This window comes from Streptomyces sp. NPDC000941 (assembly GCF_053599555.1).
On sequence record NZ_JBSFMM010000007.1, the window covers coordinates 48977 to 62555 of the forward strand.

Genomic DNA, 13579 nt, shown 5'->3' on the forward strand with positions numbered 1-13579 from the left:
ACGCCCCCATTGTGGCTCCCGCTTGCGCTTCCGCAACAGTGTTGTCAAAGTGGTCTCATGGCTGACACCGGCACCGGCACCCCTGGCTCCACCCCCGTACGCGTCGCCCTCATCGGCTTCGGTCTGGCGGGTTCCGTCTTCCACGCGCCCCTGATCGCCGCCACGGACGGCCTCGTCCTCGACACCGTGGTCACCTCCAGCCCGGAGCGGCAGCGGCAGGCCGCCGACGAGTACCCGGGGGTGCGCCTCGCCGCCTCAGCCGATGAGCTGTGGGCGCGCGCCGGCGAGCTGGGCCTGGTCGTCATCGCCTCCCCCAACCGCACCCACGTCCCCCTCGCGCGCGCCGCCCTGGAGGCCGGGCTGCCGGTCGTCGTCGACAAGCCGCTCGCCGCGACCGCCGCCGAGGCCGAGGAGCTGGCCGAGCTCGCCGACCGCCGCGGCCTGCTGCTGAGCGTCTTCCAGAACCGCCGCTGGGACAACGACTTCCGCACTCTGCACAAGCTGCTCGCCGAGGGCGCGCTCGGCGAGGTGCAGCGCTTCGAGTCCCGCTTCGAGCGCTGGCGCCCCCAGCTCAAGGGCGGCTGGCGCGAGTCCGGCGACCCGGCCGAGGTCGGCGGGCTGCTGTACGACCTGGGCAGCCACCTCGTCGACCAGGCCCTCACCCTCTTCGGGCCGGCCACCTCCGTCTACGCCGAGGTCGATGTGCGCCGCCCGGGCGCCCGCACCGACGACGACACCTTCATCGCCCTCACCCATGCGAGCGGCGTCCGCTCCCATCTGTGGATGAGCGCGATCACCGCGCAGCTGGGCCCGCGCTTCCGGGTGCTGGGCAGCCAGGCGGGCTATGTGAAGTACGGCCTCGACCCCCAGGAGGCCGCCCTGCGCGAGGGCCTGCGCCCCGGTACGGACGGCGGTGCTCCCTGGGGCGCCGAACCCGAAGCCGCCTGGGGCCGGCTGGGCGCGGGAGAATCGCCGCTGAGCGGCGGCGGCGTGCCCGTACCCACCCTCCCGGGCGACTACCCGGCCTACTACCGCGCCATCGCCACCGCGCTCCGCGACGGCGGCGCCCCGCCGGTCACCGCCGCCGAGGCCGCGGCCGCCCTCCGGGTCCTGGAGGCGGCCCGCACCTCGGCAGCGGAGGACCGTACGGTCCGGATCACGCGTCCTTGAACTCCTGGCGCTGCCGCCCCAGCCCGTCGATCTCCAGCTCGACGACGTCCCCGGCCCGCAGATACGGCTTGGGCTCGGGCTGCCCGAGGGCCACGCCCGCCGGGGTGCCGGTGTTGATGACATCCCCCGGGTAGAGGGTCATGAACTGGCTGAGGTAGCGCACCACCTGGGCCACCGGGAAGATCTGGTCCGCCGTGGTGCCGTCCTGCTTGAGCTCGCCGTTGACCCACAGGCGCAAGGCCAGCGCCTGGGGGTCGGGGATCTCGTCGGCGGTGACCAGCCAGGGGCCGAGGGGGTTGAACGTCTCGCAGTTCTTGCCCTTGTCCCACTGGCCGCCGCGCTCGATCTGGAACGCCCGCTCCGAGACGTCGTGGGCGATGGCGTAGCCCGCGACCGAGGCAAGGGCCTCCTCGTCGGATTCGAGGTAGCGGGCCGTGCGCCCGATGACGACGGCCAGCTCCACCTCCCAGTCGGTCTTCTCGCTGCCGCGCGGCACCAGGACCGTGTCATCGGGGCCGACGACGGTGTCCGGGGCCTTCATGAAGAGGATCGGCTCCTTGGGGATCGCGGCGCCGGTCTCCGTGGCGTGGTCGTGGTAGTTCAGCCCGATGCACACGATCTTGCCGATACGGCCCAGCGGCGGACCGATCCGGGAGTCGGTGGCGTCCGTGGCGTCCAGCGCGGGCAGTTCCCCCGACGCGACCGCCGCACGGATCCCGGCGAGCGCCGCCTCGTCGCCGAGCAGGTCCCCGTCGATGTCCTTGACCAGGCTCGACAGATCGCGCGGGGTGCCCGACTCGTCGAGTACCGCCGGGCGCTCCGCCCCCGCAGGTCCGACACGCAGCAGCTTCATTCTGATGACTCCCGTAAGTCGAGGGGCGGCCCTGGCTGATCGATCCTCACAAGAGCGGCGTCCAGTCCGCAAGACTCCGTTCATCCACTGGACCGCGCGCCCCCTTTGGCCTTCTCCTCCCGGCCCGTGCGCTGGAGCAGGGCCCGCTCGACCGCCGTCCAGGTCGTGCTGGTCGCCAGGTAGAGCCCCGCCGCCAGCGGCACCACGGCGGCGGTGACCAGCGTGCCGAACGACATCAGGGGCAGCAGCCTGGCCGCCCCCGCCGGGACCCCCGCGGGGGCCGGCCGGCCGACGGCAGCCTTGCGGGCGCGTAGGTACGTCCAGCCCGCCACCGCCGCGATCAGCGCGAACAGGGCGAGGTAGACCGCCCCGTGCGGCCCGGCCAGGTCCCCGCCCCACCGGCCGCCCAGCGGGGCGCCCGCGAGGGTGTGGTCCAGCAGGTCCCCGGCGCCGCTGCCGGTGGAGAACAGGTGGTACATGACGAAGAAGACGGGCAGTTGAACGAGCGTCGGCAGGCAGCCCGCGACCGGGGAGACCGACTCCTTCTGGTACAGCTCGGCCATCGCGCGCCGCAGCCGCTCGGGGTCGCGCTTGTGACGGCGGTTCAGCTCGGCCAGCTTCGGCGCGAGCGCGGCGCGCGCCTTCTCGCCGCGCACGGCCGCGCGGGCGAGCGGATGGAGCGCGGCGCGCACGCACAGCGTGAACAGGACGATCGAGGCGGCCGTCGCGGACGCCCCGAACAGCGGTGCCAGACAGTCGGCGAACCAGCTGAGCAGCGTGCCCAGCGCGGCGAAAACAGACATGGGAAAGCCCTCCACGGGATCTCGTCGTGGTGCCGGAATCGACAAGTCGGCGTGACGAGCCACATGGGCTCCAGCAATGAAGCGGGCTCCAGCAATAAAGCTGATGAAGCTACGGGAGCGGAGCGCCTACGCGGCCGTCGGCAGGCGACGGCCCGGCGCTCGCGGCCGCGGCCGGCCCGCGGCGTCGGGATCCCGCTGGGCCAGGAACGCCGTACGGCGCTCCCTGTCCCGTATCGCGGTGCGTATTCGCCCCGGCGGAAGCGGGGCGAGAGCGCGCGCGGCCAGCAGCGCGCAGGTCAGCAGGGCGGCCGCGATCGTGGCGGTCGCGGCGAGCGCGACGGCGCTCATCAGGCCGGTGTGGGTGAGGAGCGCTCCGGTCAGCAGGAACAGGAGCACGCCGAGGTGCGTCCGCAGCACTTCGATGCGGTGGACCATCGGACTCCCCCTCCCCGTAACACCCGCGAGGCCCGCGGGACCCGCGAGTCCCACAACGCCCTTGCCCAGCTGATCCGTTCGTACGCGAGTCTAGTCGCCGCCACCGACAGCGCGCGGCTCAGCCGCCTTCAGCCTGCCCCACACCACCAGCCGGTACCGCGAGGTGTACTCCGGGGTGCAGGTCGTCAGCGTGATGTACGAGCCCCGCTCCGTGTAGCGGTAACGCGGATGCGCCGAGCTGTACGGCACCGCCGCGACGACCGTGCCGTCCGAGGGCGAGGTGCGCGGCAGGGTTCGCTCGACGACATAGGTGTAGCGGCCGTCGGCGGTCTCGACGCGGACCGTATCGCCCGGCCGCACCTCGTCGAGGTGGCGGAACGGCTCGCCGTGCGTATTGCGGTGGCCCGCGAGCGCGAAGTTGCCCACCTGGCCGGGCTGCGCGGTCTTCGGGTAGTGGCCCACGTACCCCTTGTTGAGCACCCCGGCCCTGCTGATGCCCTCGGCCACCGGGGCGGTCAGCCCGATACGGGGGATGCGCAGCACGGCGTACGTCTGGTCGCGGCGCGGGGCCCGGCTCCCGGCGGCAGCCGGGGAGTTACGGGCCGTGGCGCGGTCCGAGTCGGGGTCCGCCGCCCCCGAGGAGCCCCCGGAGGAGTCGCCGCCGGACGGATCCTCGGCCGAGCCGTCCCCGGCCCCCGCCCCGTCGCGCCAGTCCCGCTCCAGCGCCGCCACTTCCCGCTTGGCGCCCTCCCGCGCCTGCCGGTTGGTCCACCACAGCTGATGGACGACGAAGAGCAGCATGACGAGCCCGAGAGTGACGGTGATCTCCGCGCCGGTCCACAGGACCCGCGCCAGGACCGCCCGCCGCGGACGCCGTCCCCGTAGGCGTCCCCGTACGCGCCCCCGCACCCGCCCCCGTACGACCACCGGTAACCGCTGCCGTCGCACGCCTACCCCCTCCGGTCGGGGGCACCATAGGCCCTGCGGCCCGCACTCTCCAGAACCGCTACGCACCCAGAACCGCTACGCGCCCAGCAGCCGCGAGACCATATAGATCACCAGCCCCGCCAGCGCGCCCACGACCGTGCCGTTGATCCGGATGAACTGCAGGTCCCGCCCGATATGCGCCTCGATCTTCCGCGAGGTGTGCTCCGCATCCCAGCCCGCCACGGTCTCGGTGATCAGCGAGGTGATCTCGTCCCGGTAGGTGGTGACCACATACACCGCCGCGTCCTCCAGCCACCCGTCGACCTTCGCCCGCAGCCGCCCCTCCGTGGCCAGCCGCGAGCCGAGCGAGAGGATCGCCGCCCGCGCCCGCAGCCGCAGTTCGCTGCGCTCGTCCTCGGCCGCCGCGACGATCATCGCCCGTACGGAGGCCCACGCCGAGGCGATCAGATCCTGCACCTCGCCCCGCCCCAGCACCTCCCCCTTCAGGCGCTCCACCCGCGCCCGGGTGTCCGTATCGGACTGCAGATCGCCCGCGAAGTCGGCCAGGAAGCGGTCCAGCGCCCCGCGCGCCGGATGATCCGGCATATCGCGCATCTCGCTGACGAACCGCAGCAGTTCCTTGTAGACCCGCTCGCCGACCTTCCGGTCGACGAACCGCGGGGTCCAGCCGGGCGCGCCGCCCGCCACCGCCTCCATCACCGACTCGTTGTGCTCGACGAGCCAGTCGTGGGCGCGCAGACACACCAGGTCCACGGCCCGGTGGTGCCCGCCGTCCGCGACGATCCGCTCCAGCATCTTGCCGAGGCCCGGCGCGATCTCCTGCGCGTCGGCGCGCCGGGTGATCGCCTCGCCCACCACGGCCTGGACGTCGGAGTCGCGCAGCACCGTGAGCGCGCCGCGCAGGGCCGTCGCCAGTTCGGCCGTCACCCGGTCGGCGTGGGCGGGCTCGGCCAGCCAGGCGCCCAGCCTGCTGCTGATGCCGACGGCCCGCAGCCGCATCCGCACCACATCGCCGGACAGGAAGTTCTCGCCGACGAACTCGCCGAGGCTCACTCCCAGCTGGTCCTTCTTGGTCGGGATGATCGCGGTGTGCGGGATCGGCAGCCCCATGGGCCGCCGGAACAGCGCGGTCACCGCGAACCAGTCGGCCAGGGCGCCGACCATCCCGGCCTCGGCGGCCGCCGCCGCGTACCCGGCCCAGCCGCCCGCGCCGGCCGACCGCGCCCAGGTCGCCAGCGCGTACACGACGGCGACGGCCAGCAGCAGCGCCGTCGCCATCGTCTTCATCCGGCGCACGCCGCGGCGCTTCTCCGCGTCCAGCGCGGTCTCCGAGGAGAAAGCGGCCCTCGCGGCCGCAGGCGGCGGCCCCGCCTCACCCATCGGCGTCCGTTCCATCGGGTTCATCCGCTCCATTCGCTCCACCCGGTCGAGCCGTCCCCTCGGTCATTGTCTCTTTCTTGTCTCAGTCCGGATTCCGTCGCCTATGGAGTGGAACGTACGGGCGGTTCCCATCGTCTGAGTGGGCGAGCGACCCTGTGCGCCGGAGGCAGGCCTGCGGCCCCGCCGGAAGCTCCGCGTACCGCGCCATGGGATCATGGTGAGCCGACCGGACCGCAGCGACGCCGCTGCTCTCTCGCAGTTCACGTCCACTTTCGGAGCCCCAAGTTCCGCCTGCCCGAGGAGACACCCGCCCATGAGCGTGCCCCCTATGCCCAGACGCACGGCCTATGCCGTGCTCGCTGCGCTGGCGGCTGTGGTGGTCCTCATCTCGACCGCGATATTCATCGGGGTCGGCAACAGCGACGGCAATATCGACACCGCTGCCGGCAAGCCCCGTAGCTCGGCCGCCCCGGCCTCGGCCGGCACCTGGGTGGGCACCTGGTCCACGTCCGCCGCGGCAGCCGAGCCGAACACGCTGCGGGGCTATGCCGGAATGTCGATACGGAACGTCGTCCACACCAGTGTCGGCGGCAGCCAGGCGCGTATCCAACTGTCCAACTTCTACAGCGCCCGCCCGCTGACGATCACGCACGCCTCGCTGGCCCTGGCGGCCGCACCCAGCAACCCCACCGCCGCCGCGGGCACGATGCGCCGCCTCACCTTCGCCGAGCGCCCGTGGGTGACCATCCCGCCGGGCCAGGCCGTCACCAGCGACCCGGTGCGGCTGGACATCCCGGCCGCCGCCGACCTGCTGGTCACCACCTACACCCCGCGCGCCTCCGGCTCGGTGACCTACCACCCGCACGCCCGCCAGACCTCTTACCTGGCGCGCGGCGACCGTACGGAGGACACCGCCGGGGCGGCCTACACCGAGCAGAGCCCCTACTGGCGCTATCTGACGGCCGTGGACGTGTTCAGCCGGGAGGCGCAGGGCACCGTCGTCGTCATCGGCGACTCCATCACCGACGGCATCACCTCCACCGCCGGGGCCAACCACCGCTGGACCGACTTCCTCGCCGAGCGGCTGCGCACCGAGCCCGGGGCGCCCCGCTACAGTGTGGTCAACTCGGGCATCAGCGGCAACCGCGTGCTGAGCGACGGCACCCAGGTCCCGCCGAACAACCCCAGCGCCCTGTCCCGCTTCCAGCGCGACGTGCTCTCCCGTGCGGGCGTCAAGGCCGTCGTCGTCGAGCTGGGCGTCAACGACATACTGCGGACCCCGCACCAGACCGACCCGGACGCCATCGTCGCCGGGCTGCGCCGGCTGACCGAGCAGGCGCACGCCCGGGGCTTGCGCGTCATCGGCGCCACCCTGGCGCCCTTCTTCGGCCACCGCGGCTACACCCCCGAGCTGGACGCCGTGCGCCAGCAGGTCAACACAGAGATCCGGGCGGGCAAGGTCTTCGACGACGTGGTCGACTTCGACCACGCGCTGCGCGACTCGATGTACCCGATCCGGCTGCGCCCGTCGTACGACTCGGGCGACCACCTCCACCCGAGCGACGAGGGTTACCGGGCGATGGCGCGGGCACTCGACTTGCAGGACCTCAAGGGCGGCGCGGCGGCCGCCCTCTAGCCGACCGGCTCAGTCCCCGTCGCTACTCAGTCCCAGTCGCCGCTCAGTCCCAGTCGCGCTTCTCCAGGGACGGGCGCTCCGCCGACCCACGCCGCTCGCGCCGCTCGGCATGGCGCTCCCTGCGTTCCGCGTGGCGCTCGGCCCGCAGCTCCCGCCGCTCGGCGTGGCGCTCGGCCTGGAGCCGTTTGCGCTCATCCTTGAGGCGCTGGCGCTCCTCCTTGCGCAGCTTGCGCTCCACCGCCACACCGCCGAAGAGCGCCAGGCCGGTGACGGTCACCCGCGGCGAGCCCGGCGATCCCTCACCGGAGCCGGTGTGGTCGAAGGCGCCCATGATGCCGACGCCGCCGACCTGCACATCCATGTCCGGCGGGGCCGTGACCTGAATGCCGCCCATGATCGCGAAGCAGCGGATCACCGTATCGCGGTCCTCGAAGCGGGCCTCGCGCAGATCGATCTCCCCACCGCCCCAGAAGACGAAAGAGGTGAAGCGGCGCGCCACGGTCCAGCGGCCCTTGCGCTGAAAGCCGCCCATGACCGCGATCCCGGTCCGGGAGGTCGGCGTGGCGCCGATCCGCTCCGCCCAGCCGCCCTCGGCCGCGGGCACGGGGGCGGCGGCCGGACGGCCGGGCACCGGGAGGTCCCGTACGAGCGGTTCGAGTTCGGCATGGGTCCGGGCCCGGTACGCCGCGTCCAGCCGCTCCTCGAACTCCTCCATGGTGAGGCGTCCTTCGGCGACGCCGTCCCGGAGCGCGTCGGCGATCCGCTCGCGCTCGGCGTCCGAGGCCCGCATCTCCAGCCCGGTCTGAGGTTCGGGTGTCATATCCCCCGAGGATGCACCGCTCGTCATACGGACAGGTTAACGGCGTAAGGCCGTGCGGCCCACGCCCCTTCAGACCGGGTCGGCCGACGGACGCGCGGATTTGCCCTCCTGCTCCGCCTCTCCCTCCCCCTCCGCCGCTGCTTCGCCCCCCGGCTCGCTCCCCGCCGGATACAGCATCTTGGCGATGACGTCCTCGATGTCCGGCTCCCGCACCGACAGGTCCACCAGCGGATATCCGTCCGCCACCGCCGCCACGATCGGCGCGGCGCTGCTTCCGGCCGGGAACGCCAGCCACTGCCGCGGCCCTTCCACCCGTACCGTCCGCGAGCCGGGGATCTCGATCGGCGGCAGCTCCCGCTCCAGGTCGACGACGAGCGTCCGCTCGCTCTCGCCCACCGCGTGCAGCCCCTCGAGCCCGCCGTCGTACACCAGCCGCCCGTGGTCGATGACCATCACCCGCTTGCACAGCTGTTCGATATCGGTCAGATCATGGGTGGTCAGCAGCACGGTGGTGCCCTGCTCGGCGTTCACCTCGCGCAGGAACTCCCGCACCTTCGCCTTGCTGACCACATCGAGACCGATCGTCGGCTCGTCGAGATACAGCACCTCGGGGTCGTGCAGCAGCGCCGCCGCGATATCGCCGCGCATCCGCTGGCCCAGGGAGAGCTGACGGACCGGTACGTCCAGGAGCGCGCCGAGGTCGAGGAGTTCGACGCACCGGTCGAGATTCTGGCGGTACCGCGCGTCGGGGATCCGGTACATCCGCCGCACCAGCGCGTACGAGTCACGCAGCGGCAGATCCCACCACAGGGTCGTCCGCTGCCCGAAGACCACCCCGATACGGCGCGCCAGCCGCGTCCGCTCGCGCGACGGATCGATCCCGGCCACCCGCAGCCGGCCGCCGCTGGGCACCAGGATCCCGGTGAGCATCTTGATCGTGGTGGACTTCCCGGCGCCGTTGGGCCCGATGTAGCCGACCATCTCGCCGCGCGGCACCCGGAAGCTGATGCCGTCCACTGCGCGCACCTCGCGCCGCTCACGGCGCAGCAGCCCGGCCCGGCGCCGCACCTGGAAGACCTTCTCGACCCCGTCGAGCACGATGAAGTCATCAGCGAAGTCATCCATGAAGTCATCCATGAAGCCGTCTTTCAAGTCAGCGTTGAAGTCACCCATAAAGCCCCAGCCCTCTCAGCTGCCCGTGCTCCGATACGACCGCAGCCCCGTCCGCCAGGCCAGCCCGGCCAGCGCACAGCAGCCCAGCGCGACCAGCGGGGCGGCGAAGCCGATCCAGCTCGGCAGGCCCAGCGGGTTCTCCCGGCCCAGGATGTGCAGCGCCGGCAGCCAGTTGACGAAGGCCAGCGGGATGACGAAGGTGACGCCGCGCAGCAGGTCCTGTGCGAAGATCGTCGGCGGGTACTGGAGCAGCGTGTTGCCGCCGTAGGTGAAGGAGTTCTGCACCTCGGAGGCGTCGTTCGCCCAGAACTGGAAGGCCCCGCCGGCCACGAACATCGCCCCGAAGATCGCTCCCCCGCTCAGCAGCATCACCGGCACCAGCAGCACCCGGTCGGCCGTCCAGTCGATGTCCAGCCGACTCAGCGACCAGATGAGCAGCAGCAGCCCCTGGCAGATCCGGCCCAGCCTGCGCAGCGCGAAACGGTCGGCGGCCACCTGCGCGAGGATCGGCACGGGCCGCACCAGCAGGGTGTCCATCGTCCCGTCGCGGACCCGGCGGCCGACCCGGTTCATGCTGCCCAGGGTCATGTCCATGAGGCCGAAGGAGGTGCTGGTGGTGCCGTAGAGGAAGGCCACCTCGGGCAGGCTGAACCCGCCCAGCGTGCCGACATGCGAGAACATCAGCGCGATGACGACGAAGTCGAGCCCGGTCGCCGCGAAGTTCCCGATCGTCATGATCAGGAACGAGGTGCGGTACGCCATCGTGGAGCGCACCCACATCGCGATGATCAGCAGGTAGGCGCGCAGCCCGTGGTACGCGCGGGAGCGAAGCGGCTCAGCGTACGCCCGGGAGCGCAGCGGCTCACCGTACGCGCCGGAGCGTACGGGCTCACCGTCGGCGCCGGAGCGGAGCGGCTCAGCCACCCTGCACCACCACCCTCCGCGTCGCGACGGACTGCAGCGCCCGCCCCGCCGCGAACAGCACGACCGCCCACCCCGCCTGGAAGGCCAGCGCCCGCAGCAGCCCGAGCCCGTGGTGCTCCTCCAGGAAGACATCCGCGGGCACCTGCAGCATCGCCGCCCATGGCAGCAGCCGGGCCACCTCGCCCAGCGCACCCGGGAAGACGCTCAGCGGGAGGATCATCCCGGAGAAGAACAGCCCCAGCAGACTGCTCATCAGGGTGATCCCCGAACTGTCGAGCAGCCAGAAGGCGGTGAGCCCGACCAGATAGTGCATCGCGAAGCCGACACACGACCCCAGGACGACCGACAGCACGAACCAGACCCAGGTCAGCGCGGAGCCGGGCAGGGTCAGCTCGAAGGCCAGCGCGCCGAACACCATGGGCATGATCCCGCGCCCCAGCAGCTGGAAGGTGGCCCGGCCGAGGTCCCCGGCCAGCCACCACAGCTGAAGATCCACCGGGCGGTAGAGGTCGATGGCGATATCGCCGGAGCGGATCCGCTCCTGCAGCTCCTCCTCGAAGCCCCCGCCCATCAGCGCCATGGTCGCCAGCAGCGCCTGGCCGAGCCAGACGAACGTCAACGCCTGGGAGAGGTCGTAGCCGCCCAGCTGGGGCCGCTGGTCCCACAGGGCGATATAGGTGTAGGCGACGATGAAGCCGAAGACCGTATTGGTGAACACCCCGGCCGCGGTGGCCACCCGATAGGTCGCATAGCGCCTGAACCCGCCCATCGCGACGGCCGCGTAAAGCCTCATATGACCGCGCCGCGGATGACCGCGCAGCATGGACCGCCCCTCCCTTCCCCGCTCGGCACCAAAGCTCAGGAGCCTAGCCGCGCGGCCGGGGGGTGGGCGAGGCATTATTCGCCCGAATGGAGCGCGGAATTCCACCCGATTGGAAGGCGGAAATCGTCCATTCCGCCGGTCACAGAGGTGTCACAGGTGTGGGCCACGGCCCCGCCCCGGAACGGATGATGCGACAGTGTTTTCTGGGGCGTACCAGGCCAATCGCCCGACCGTGCACGATTCCGCCGCGGCGCAACCCTCGACGGCGGCCGAGGAGTCTCAAAAGACATGAGCGACGAGCCCCAGATGATCGACGGCGGCATGGGCGGCCCGGACGTCACCAGCACCGACACCACCGACAACGGCAGGGCCGCCCGCCCCAAAGGCAGAAAGGGCCGCCCCAAGCGCACCGGCTGGCGCCGGCTGTTCCCCACCTGGCGGATGGTACTCAGCGGCTTTCTGGTGATCGTGCTGCTCGTCGCGGGCGGCCTGGTCACCGGCTATCTGCTCGTCGACATCCCGGCCGCCAAGGACATCGCCATCGCCCAGAGCAATGTCTTCCTCTACTCCGACGGCACCCCGCTCGCCCGCGAGGGCAAGGTCAACCGGGAGAACGTACGGCTCAGCCAGGTGCCCAAGGCCACCCAGCGCGCGGTGCTCGCGGCCGAGGACCGGGACTTCTACGGCGAGTCGGCCATCAACCCCGAGGCGATGATCCGCGCCGCCTGGAACACCGCCACCGGCAAGGGCAAGCAGTCCGGCTCCACCATCACCCAGCAGTACGTGAAGAACTACTACCTCGACCAGGAGCAGACCGTCTCCCGGAAGGTGAAGGAGTTCTTCATCTCGATCAAGCTGGACCGGGAGGTGAGCAAGGACGACATCCTCGAGGGCTATCTGAACACCAGCTACTTCGGGCGCAACGCCTACGGCATCCAGGCCGCCGCGCAGGCCTACTACGGCAAGGACGTCAAGGACCTGAACCTCGGCCAGGGCGCGTATCTGGCGACCCTGCTCAACGCCCCCAACGCCTATGACGTGGTCACCCACCCGCAGAACAAGGACCGGGCGCTGGCCCGCTGGAACTACGTCCTGGACGGCATGGTCAAGAAGGGCTGGCTGACCAAGACCGCCCGCGACAAGATGACCTTCCCGGCCCCCGGCAAGGTCACCGCCCAGTCGGGCATGTCCGGGCAGCGCGGATATCTGATCGAGGCCGTCGAGGCGTACCTCACCAAGAACAACATCATCGACGAGCAGACCCTGGCCCGCGGCGGCTACCGGATCACCACCACCATCGACCGTAAGAAGCAGGACGCCTTCGTCGCGGCGGTGCGCGACAAGCTGATGAACAAGCTCAGCGGCTCCCGCAAGGTCGACAAGTACGTCCGGGCGGGCGGCGCCTCGATCGACCCCAAGACCGGGAGGGTGGTCGCCCTCTACGGCGGCATCGACTACACCAAGCAGTTCGTCAACAACGCGACCCGCACCGACTACCAGGTCGGATCCACCTTCAAGCCGCTCGTGTTCACCTCCGCGCTGCAGAACGGATCCACCACCCAGGGCGGGGTGCAGATCACCCCGGACACGATCTACGACGGCACCAACAAGCGCGAGGTCACCGGGGCCGCGGGGCCCACCGGCTACTCCCCGGCCAACGAGGACGACGTCGACTACGGCTCCATCGACGTCACCACGGCCACCGACAAGTCGGTCAACTCCGTGTACGCCCAGATGGCACAGGACGTCGGCCCGGAGAAGGTCAAGCAGACCGCGATCGCCCTCGGCATCCCCAAGGACACCCCGGACCTGAACGCCTCCCCCTCCATCGCGCTCGGCGTCGCCACGGCCGGCGTGCTGGACATGACCGAGGCGTACGCGACCCTCGCCAACCACGGCGTCCACACTCCGTACGCCCTGGTCACAAAGATCACCAGGGACGGCCAGAAGATCGACGTCCCGTCGCCGAAGACCGACCAGGCCGTCACCCGCGCCGCCGCCGACACCACCACCACGGTCCTGCAGAGCGTGGTCGACGGCGGCACCGCGACCGCGGCCCAGGCCGCCGGGCACCCCGCGGCGGGCAAGACCGGCACCGCGGAGGACGACAAGGCGGCCTGGTTCGCGGGGTACACCCCGGACCTGGTGACGGTCGTGGCCGTGATGGGCCAGGACTCGTCCACCGGGGCGCAGAAGTCGCTGTACGGGGCGACCGGCCTGCCCCGTATCAACGGCGGCGGCTACCCCACGGAGATCTGGGCCGCGTACACCTCCGCCGCGCTCCAGGGACGCACCCCGGCCCAGTTCGAGCTGAACCCCGGGGACGGCACCACCACCCCGACCCTCCCGACCGGCCCGGCCACCACCGCCCCGGCCGTCACCACCCCGCCGGAGGTCACCACCCCGCCCGCCACGCTGCCGACCACCCCGACCACCGACCCGACCCTGCCCACCACCACCCCGCCGACGGCCCCGGCGACCCAGCCCACGTACACCGTGCCGACGGGCGTCCCGACGGACGCTCCGACGACGGCCGACCCCGGCGACCCGGGTGACCAGGGCGTCCCCGGAGGCCCAGAGGCGGGCGGCTGAGACTTTGCGGTGAGTATGCGAC

The 13579-nt window shown here is 71.6% G+C and carries 12 protein-coding genes; 3 read left to right on the forward strand and 9 right to left on the reverse strand.

From position 1 onward, the window contains the following. The first annotated feature begins 57 nt into the window (after positions 1 to 57). Positions 58 to 1170 carry a Gfo/Idh/MocA family oxidoreductase gene (locus tag ACWDSL_RS04495; RefSeq protein ID WP_450481628.1) on the forward strand — a complete coding sequence of 371 codons (1113 nt, stop codon included), beginning with the start codon at positions 58 to 60 and terminating at the stop codon, positions 1168 to 1170. Here the strand turns inward: ACWDSL_RS04495 and ACWDSL_RS04500 are convergent. From ACWDSL_RS04500 to ACWDSL_RS04520, 5 genes are all read right to left on the reverse strand, one after another. Continuing rightward, complete coding sequence (locus ACWDSL_RS04500) at positions 1157 to 2023, reverse strand: fumarylacetoacetate hydrolase family protein (protein WP_450481630.1); 867 nt, start codon at positions 2021 to 2023, stop codon at positions 1157 to 1159. The two genes, ACWDSL_RS04495 and ACWDSL_RS04500, sit on opposite strands and share 14 nt — an antisense overlap. A gap of 80 nt (positions 2024 to 2103) precedes the next feature. After that, positions 2104 to 2826, reverse strand: coding sequence for a YidC/Oxa1 family membrane protein insertase (locus tag ACWDSL_RS04505; RefSeq protein ID WP_450481632.1), 723 nt, complete (start codon positions 2824 to 2826; stop codon positions 2104 to 2106). A gap of 126 nt (positions 2827 to 2952) precedes the next feature. Next, positions 2953 to 3261 carry a DUF6412 domain-containing protein gene (locus ACWDSL_RS04510; protein WP_398533194.1) on the reverse strand — a complete coding sequence of 103 codons (309 nt, stop codon included), beginning with the start codon at positions 3259 to 3261 and terminating at the stop codon, positions 2953 to 2955. Between the two features lie 90 nt (positions 3262 to 3351). Continuing rightward, positions 3352 to 4209, reverse strand: a complete 858-nt coding sequence (locus tag ACWDSL_RS04515) for a class E sortase (RefSeq protein ID WP_450481634.1) — start codon at positions 4207 to 4209, stop codon at positions 3352 to 3354. Between the two features lie 75 nt (positions 4210 to 4284). Continuing rightward, positions 4285 to 5604, reverse strand: coding sequence for a DUF445 domain-containing protein (locus ACWDSL_RS04520; RefSeq protein WP_450481636.1), 1320 nt, complete (start codon positions 5602 to 5604; stop codon positions 4285 to 4287). A 313-nt stretch (positions 5605 to 5917) separates the two neighbouring features. Between ACWDSL_RS04520 and ACWDSL_RS04525 the strand changes: the two genes are divergently transcribed. Further along, positions 5918 to 7225: an SGNH/GDSL hydrolase family protein gene (locus ACWDSL_RS04525; protein ID WP_450481638.1), complete on the forward strand. Its 1308-nt coding sequence runs from the start codon at positions 5918 to 5920 to the stop codon at positions 7223 to 7225. 43 nt (positions 7226 to 7268) lie between these two features. On the opposite strand, the gene ACWDSL_RS04530 is transcribed toward ACWDSL_RS04525, so the two are convergent. From ACWDSL_RS04530 to ACWDSL_RS04545, 4 genes are all read right to left on the reverse strand, one after another. Continuing rightward, positions 7269 to 8045 carry a DUF1707 SHOCT-like domain-containing protein gene (locus ACWDSL_RS04530; RefSeq protein ID WP_450481640.1) on the reverse strand — a complete coding sequence of 259 codons (777 nt, stop codon included), beginning with the start codon at positions 8043 to 8045 and terminating at the stop codon, positions 7269 to 7271. A 69-nt stretch (positions 8046 to 8114) separates the two neighbouring features. Further along, positions 8115 to 9170: an ABC transporter ATP-binding protein gene (locus tag ACWDSL_RS04535; RefSeq protein WP_450481642.1), complete on the reverse strand. Its 1056-nt coding sequence runs from the start codon at positions 9168 to 9170 to the stop codon at positions 8115 to 8117. A gap of 63 nt (positions 9171 to 9233) precedes the next feature. Then, complete coding sequence (locus ACWDSL_RS04540; RefSeq protein ID WP_450481756.1) at positions 9234 to 9998, reverse strand: ABC transporter permease; 765 nt, start codon at positions 9996 to 9998, stop codon at positions 9234 to 9236. Positions 9999 to 10134: 136 nt separating this feature from the next. Further along, positions 10135 to 10935: an ABC transporter permease gene (locus ACWDSL_RS04545; protein ID WP_450481758.1), complete on the reverse strand. Its 801-nt coding sequence runs from the start codon at positions 10933 to 10935 to the stop codon at positions 10135 to 10137. A 318-nt stretch (positions 10936 to 11253) separates the two neighbouring features. Between ACWDSL_RS04545 and ACWDSL_RS04550 the strand changes: the two genes are divergently transcribed. Next, positions 11254 to 13557 (forward strand): transglycosylase domain-containing protein, encoded by a 2304-nt coding sequence (locus ACWDSL_RS04550; protein ID WP_450481644.1) that lies wholly within the window; start codon positions 11254 to 11256, stop codon positions 13555 to 13557. Positions 13558 to 13579: the final 22 nt, after the last annotated feature.

Bases quoted from the DNA above. Each gene is read 5' to 3' on its own strand.
- ACWDSL_RS04495 (WP_450481628.1), top strand. From the start codon at position 58: ATGGCTGACACCGGCACCGGCACCCCTGGCTCCACCCCCGTACGCGTC.
- ACWDSL_RS04500 (WP_450481630.1), bottom strand. From the start codon at position 2,023: ATGAAGCTGCTGCGTGTCGGACCTGCGGGGGCGGAGCGCCCGGCGGTA.
- ACWDSL_RS04505 (WP_450481632.1), bottom strand. From the start codon at position 2,826: ATGTCTGTTTTCGCCGCGCTGGGCACGCTGCTCAGCTGGTTCGCCGAC.
- ACWDSL_RS04510 (WP_398533194.1), bottom strand. From the start codon at position 3,261: ATGGTCCACCGCATCGAAGTGCTGCGGACGCACCTCGGCGTGCTCCTG.
- ACWDSL_RS04520 (WP_450481636.1), bottom strand. From the start codon at position 5,604: ATGGAACGGACGCCGATGGGTGAGGCGGGGCCGCCGCCTGCGGCCGCG.
- ACWDSL_RS04525 (WP_450481638.1), top strand. From the start codon at position 5,918: ATGCCCAGACGCACGGCCTATGCCGTGCTCGCTGCGCTGGCGGCTGTG.
- ACWDSL_RS04530 (WP_450481640.1), bottom strand. From the start codon at position 8,045: ATGACACCCGAACCTCAGACCGGGCTGGAGATGCGGGCCTCGGACGCC.
- ACWDSL_RS04535 (WP_450481642.1), bottom strand. From the start codon at position 9,170: ATGGATGACTTCGCTGATGACTTCATCGTGCTCGACGGGGTCGAGAAG.
- ACWDSL_RS04540 (WP_450481756.1), bottom strand. From the start codon at position 9,998: ATGTGGGTGCGCTCCACGATGGCGTACCGCACCTCGTTCCTGATCATG.
- ACWDSL_RS04545 (WP_450481758.1), bottom strand. From the start codon at position 10,935: ATGAGGCTTTACGCGGCCGTCGCGATGGGCGGGTTCAGGCGCTATGCG.
- ACWDSL_RS04550 (WP_450481644.1), top strand. From the start codon at position 11,254: ATGAGCGACGAGCCCCAGATGATCGACGGCGGCATGGGCGGCCCGGAC.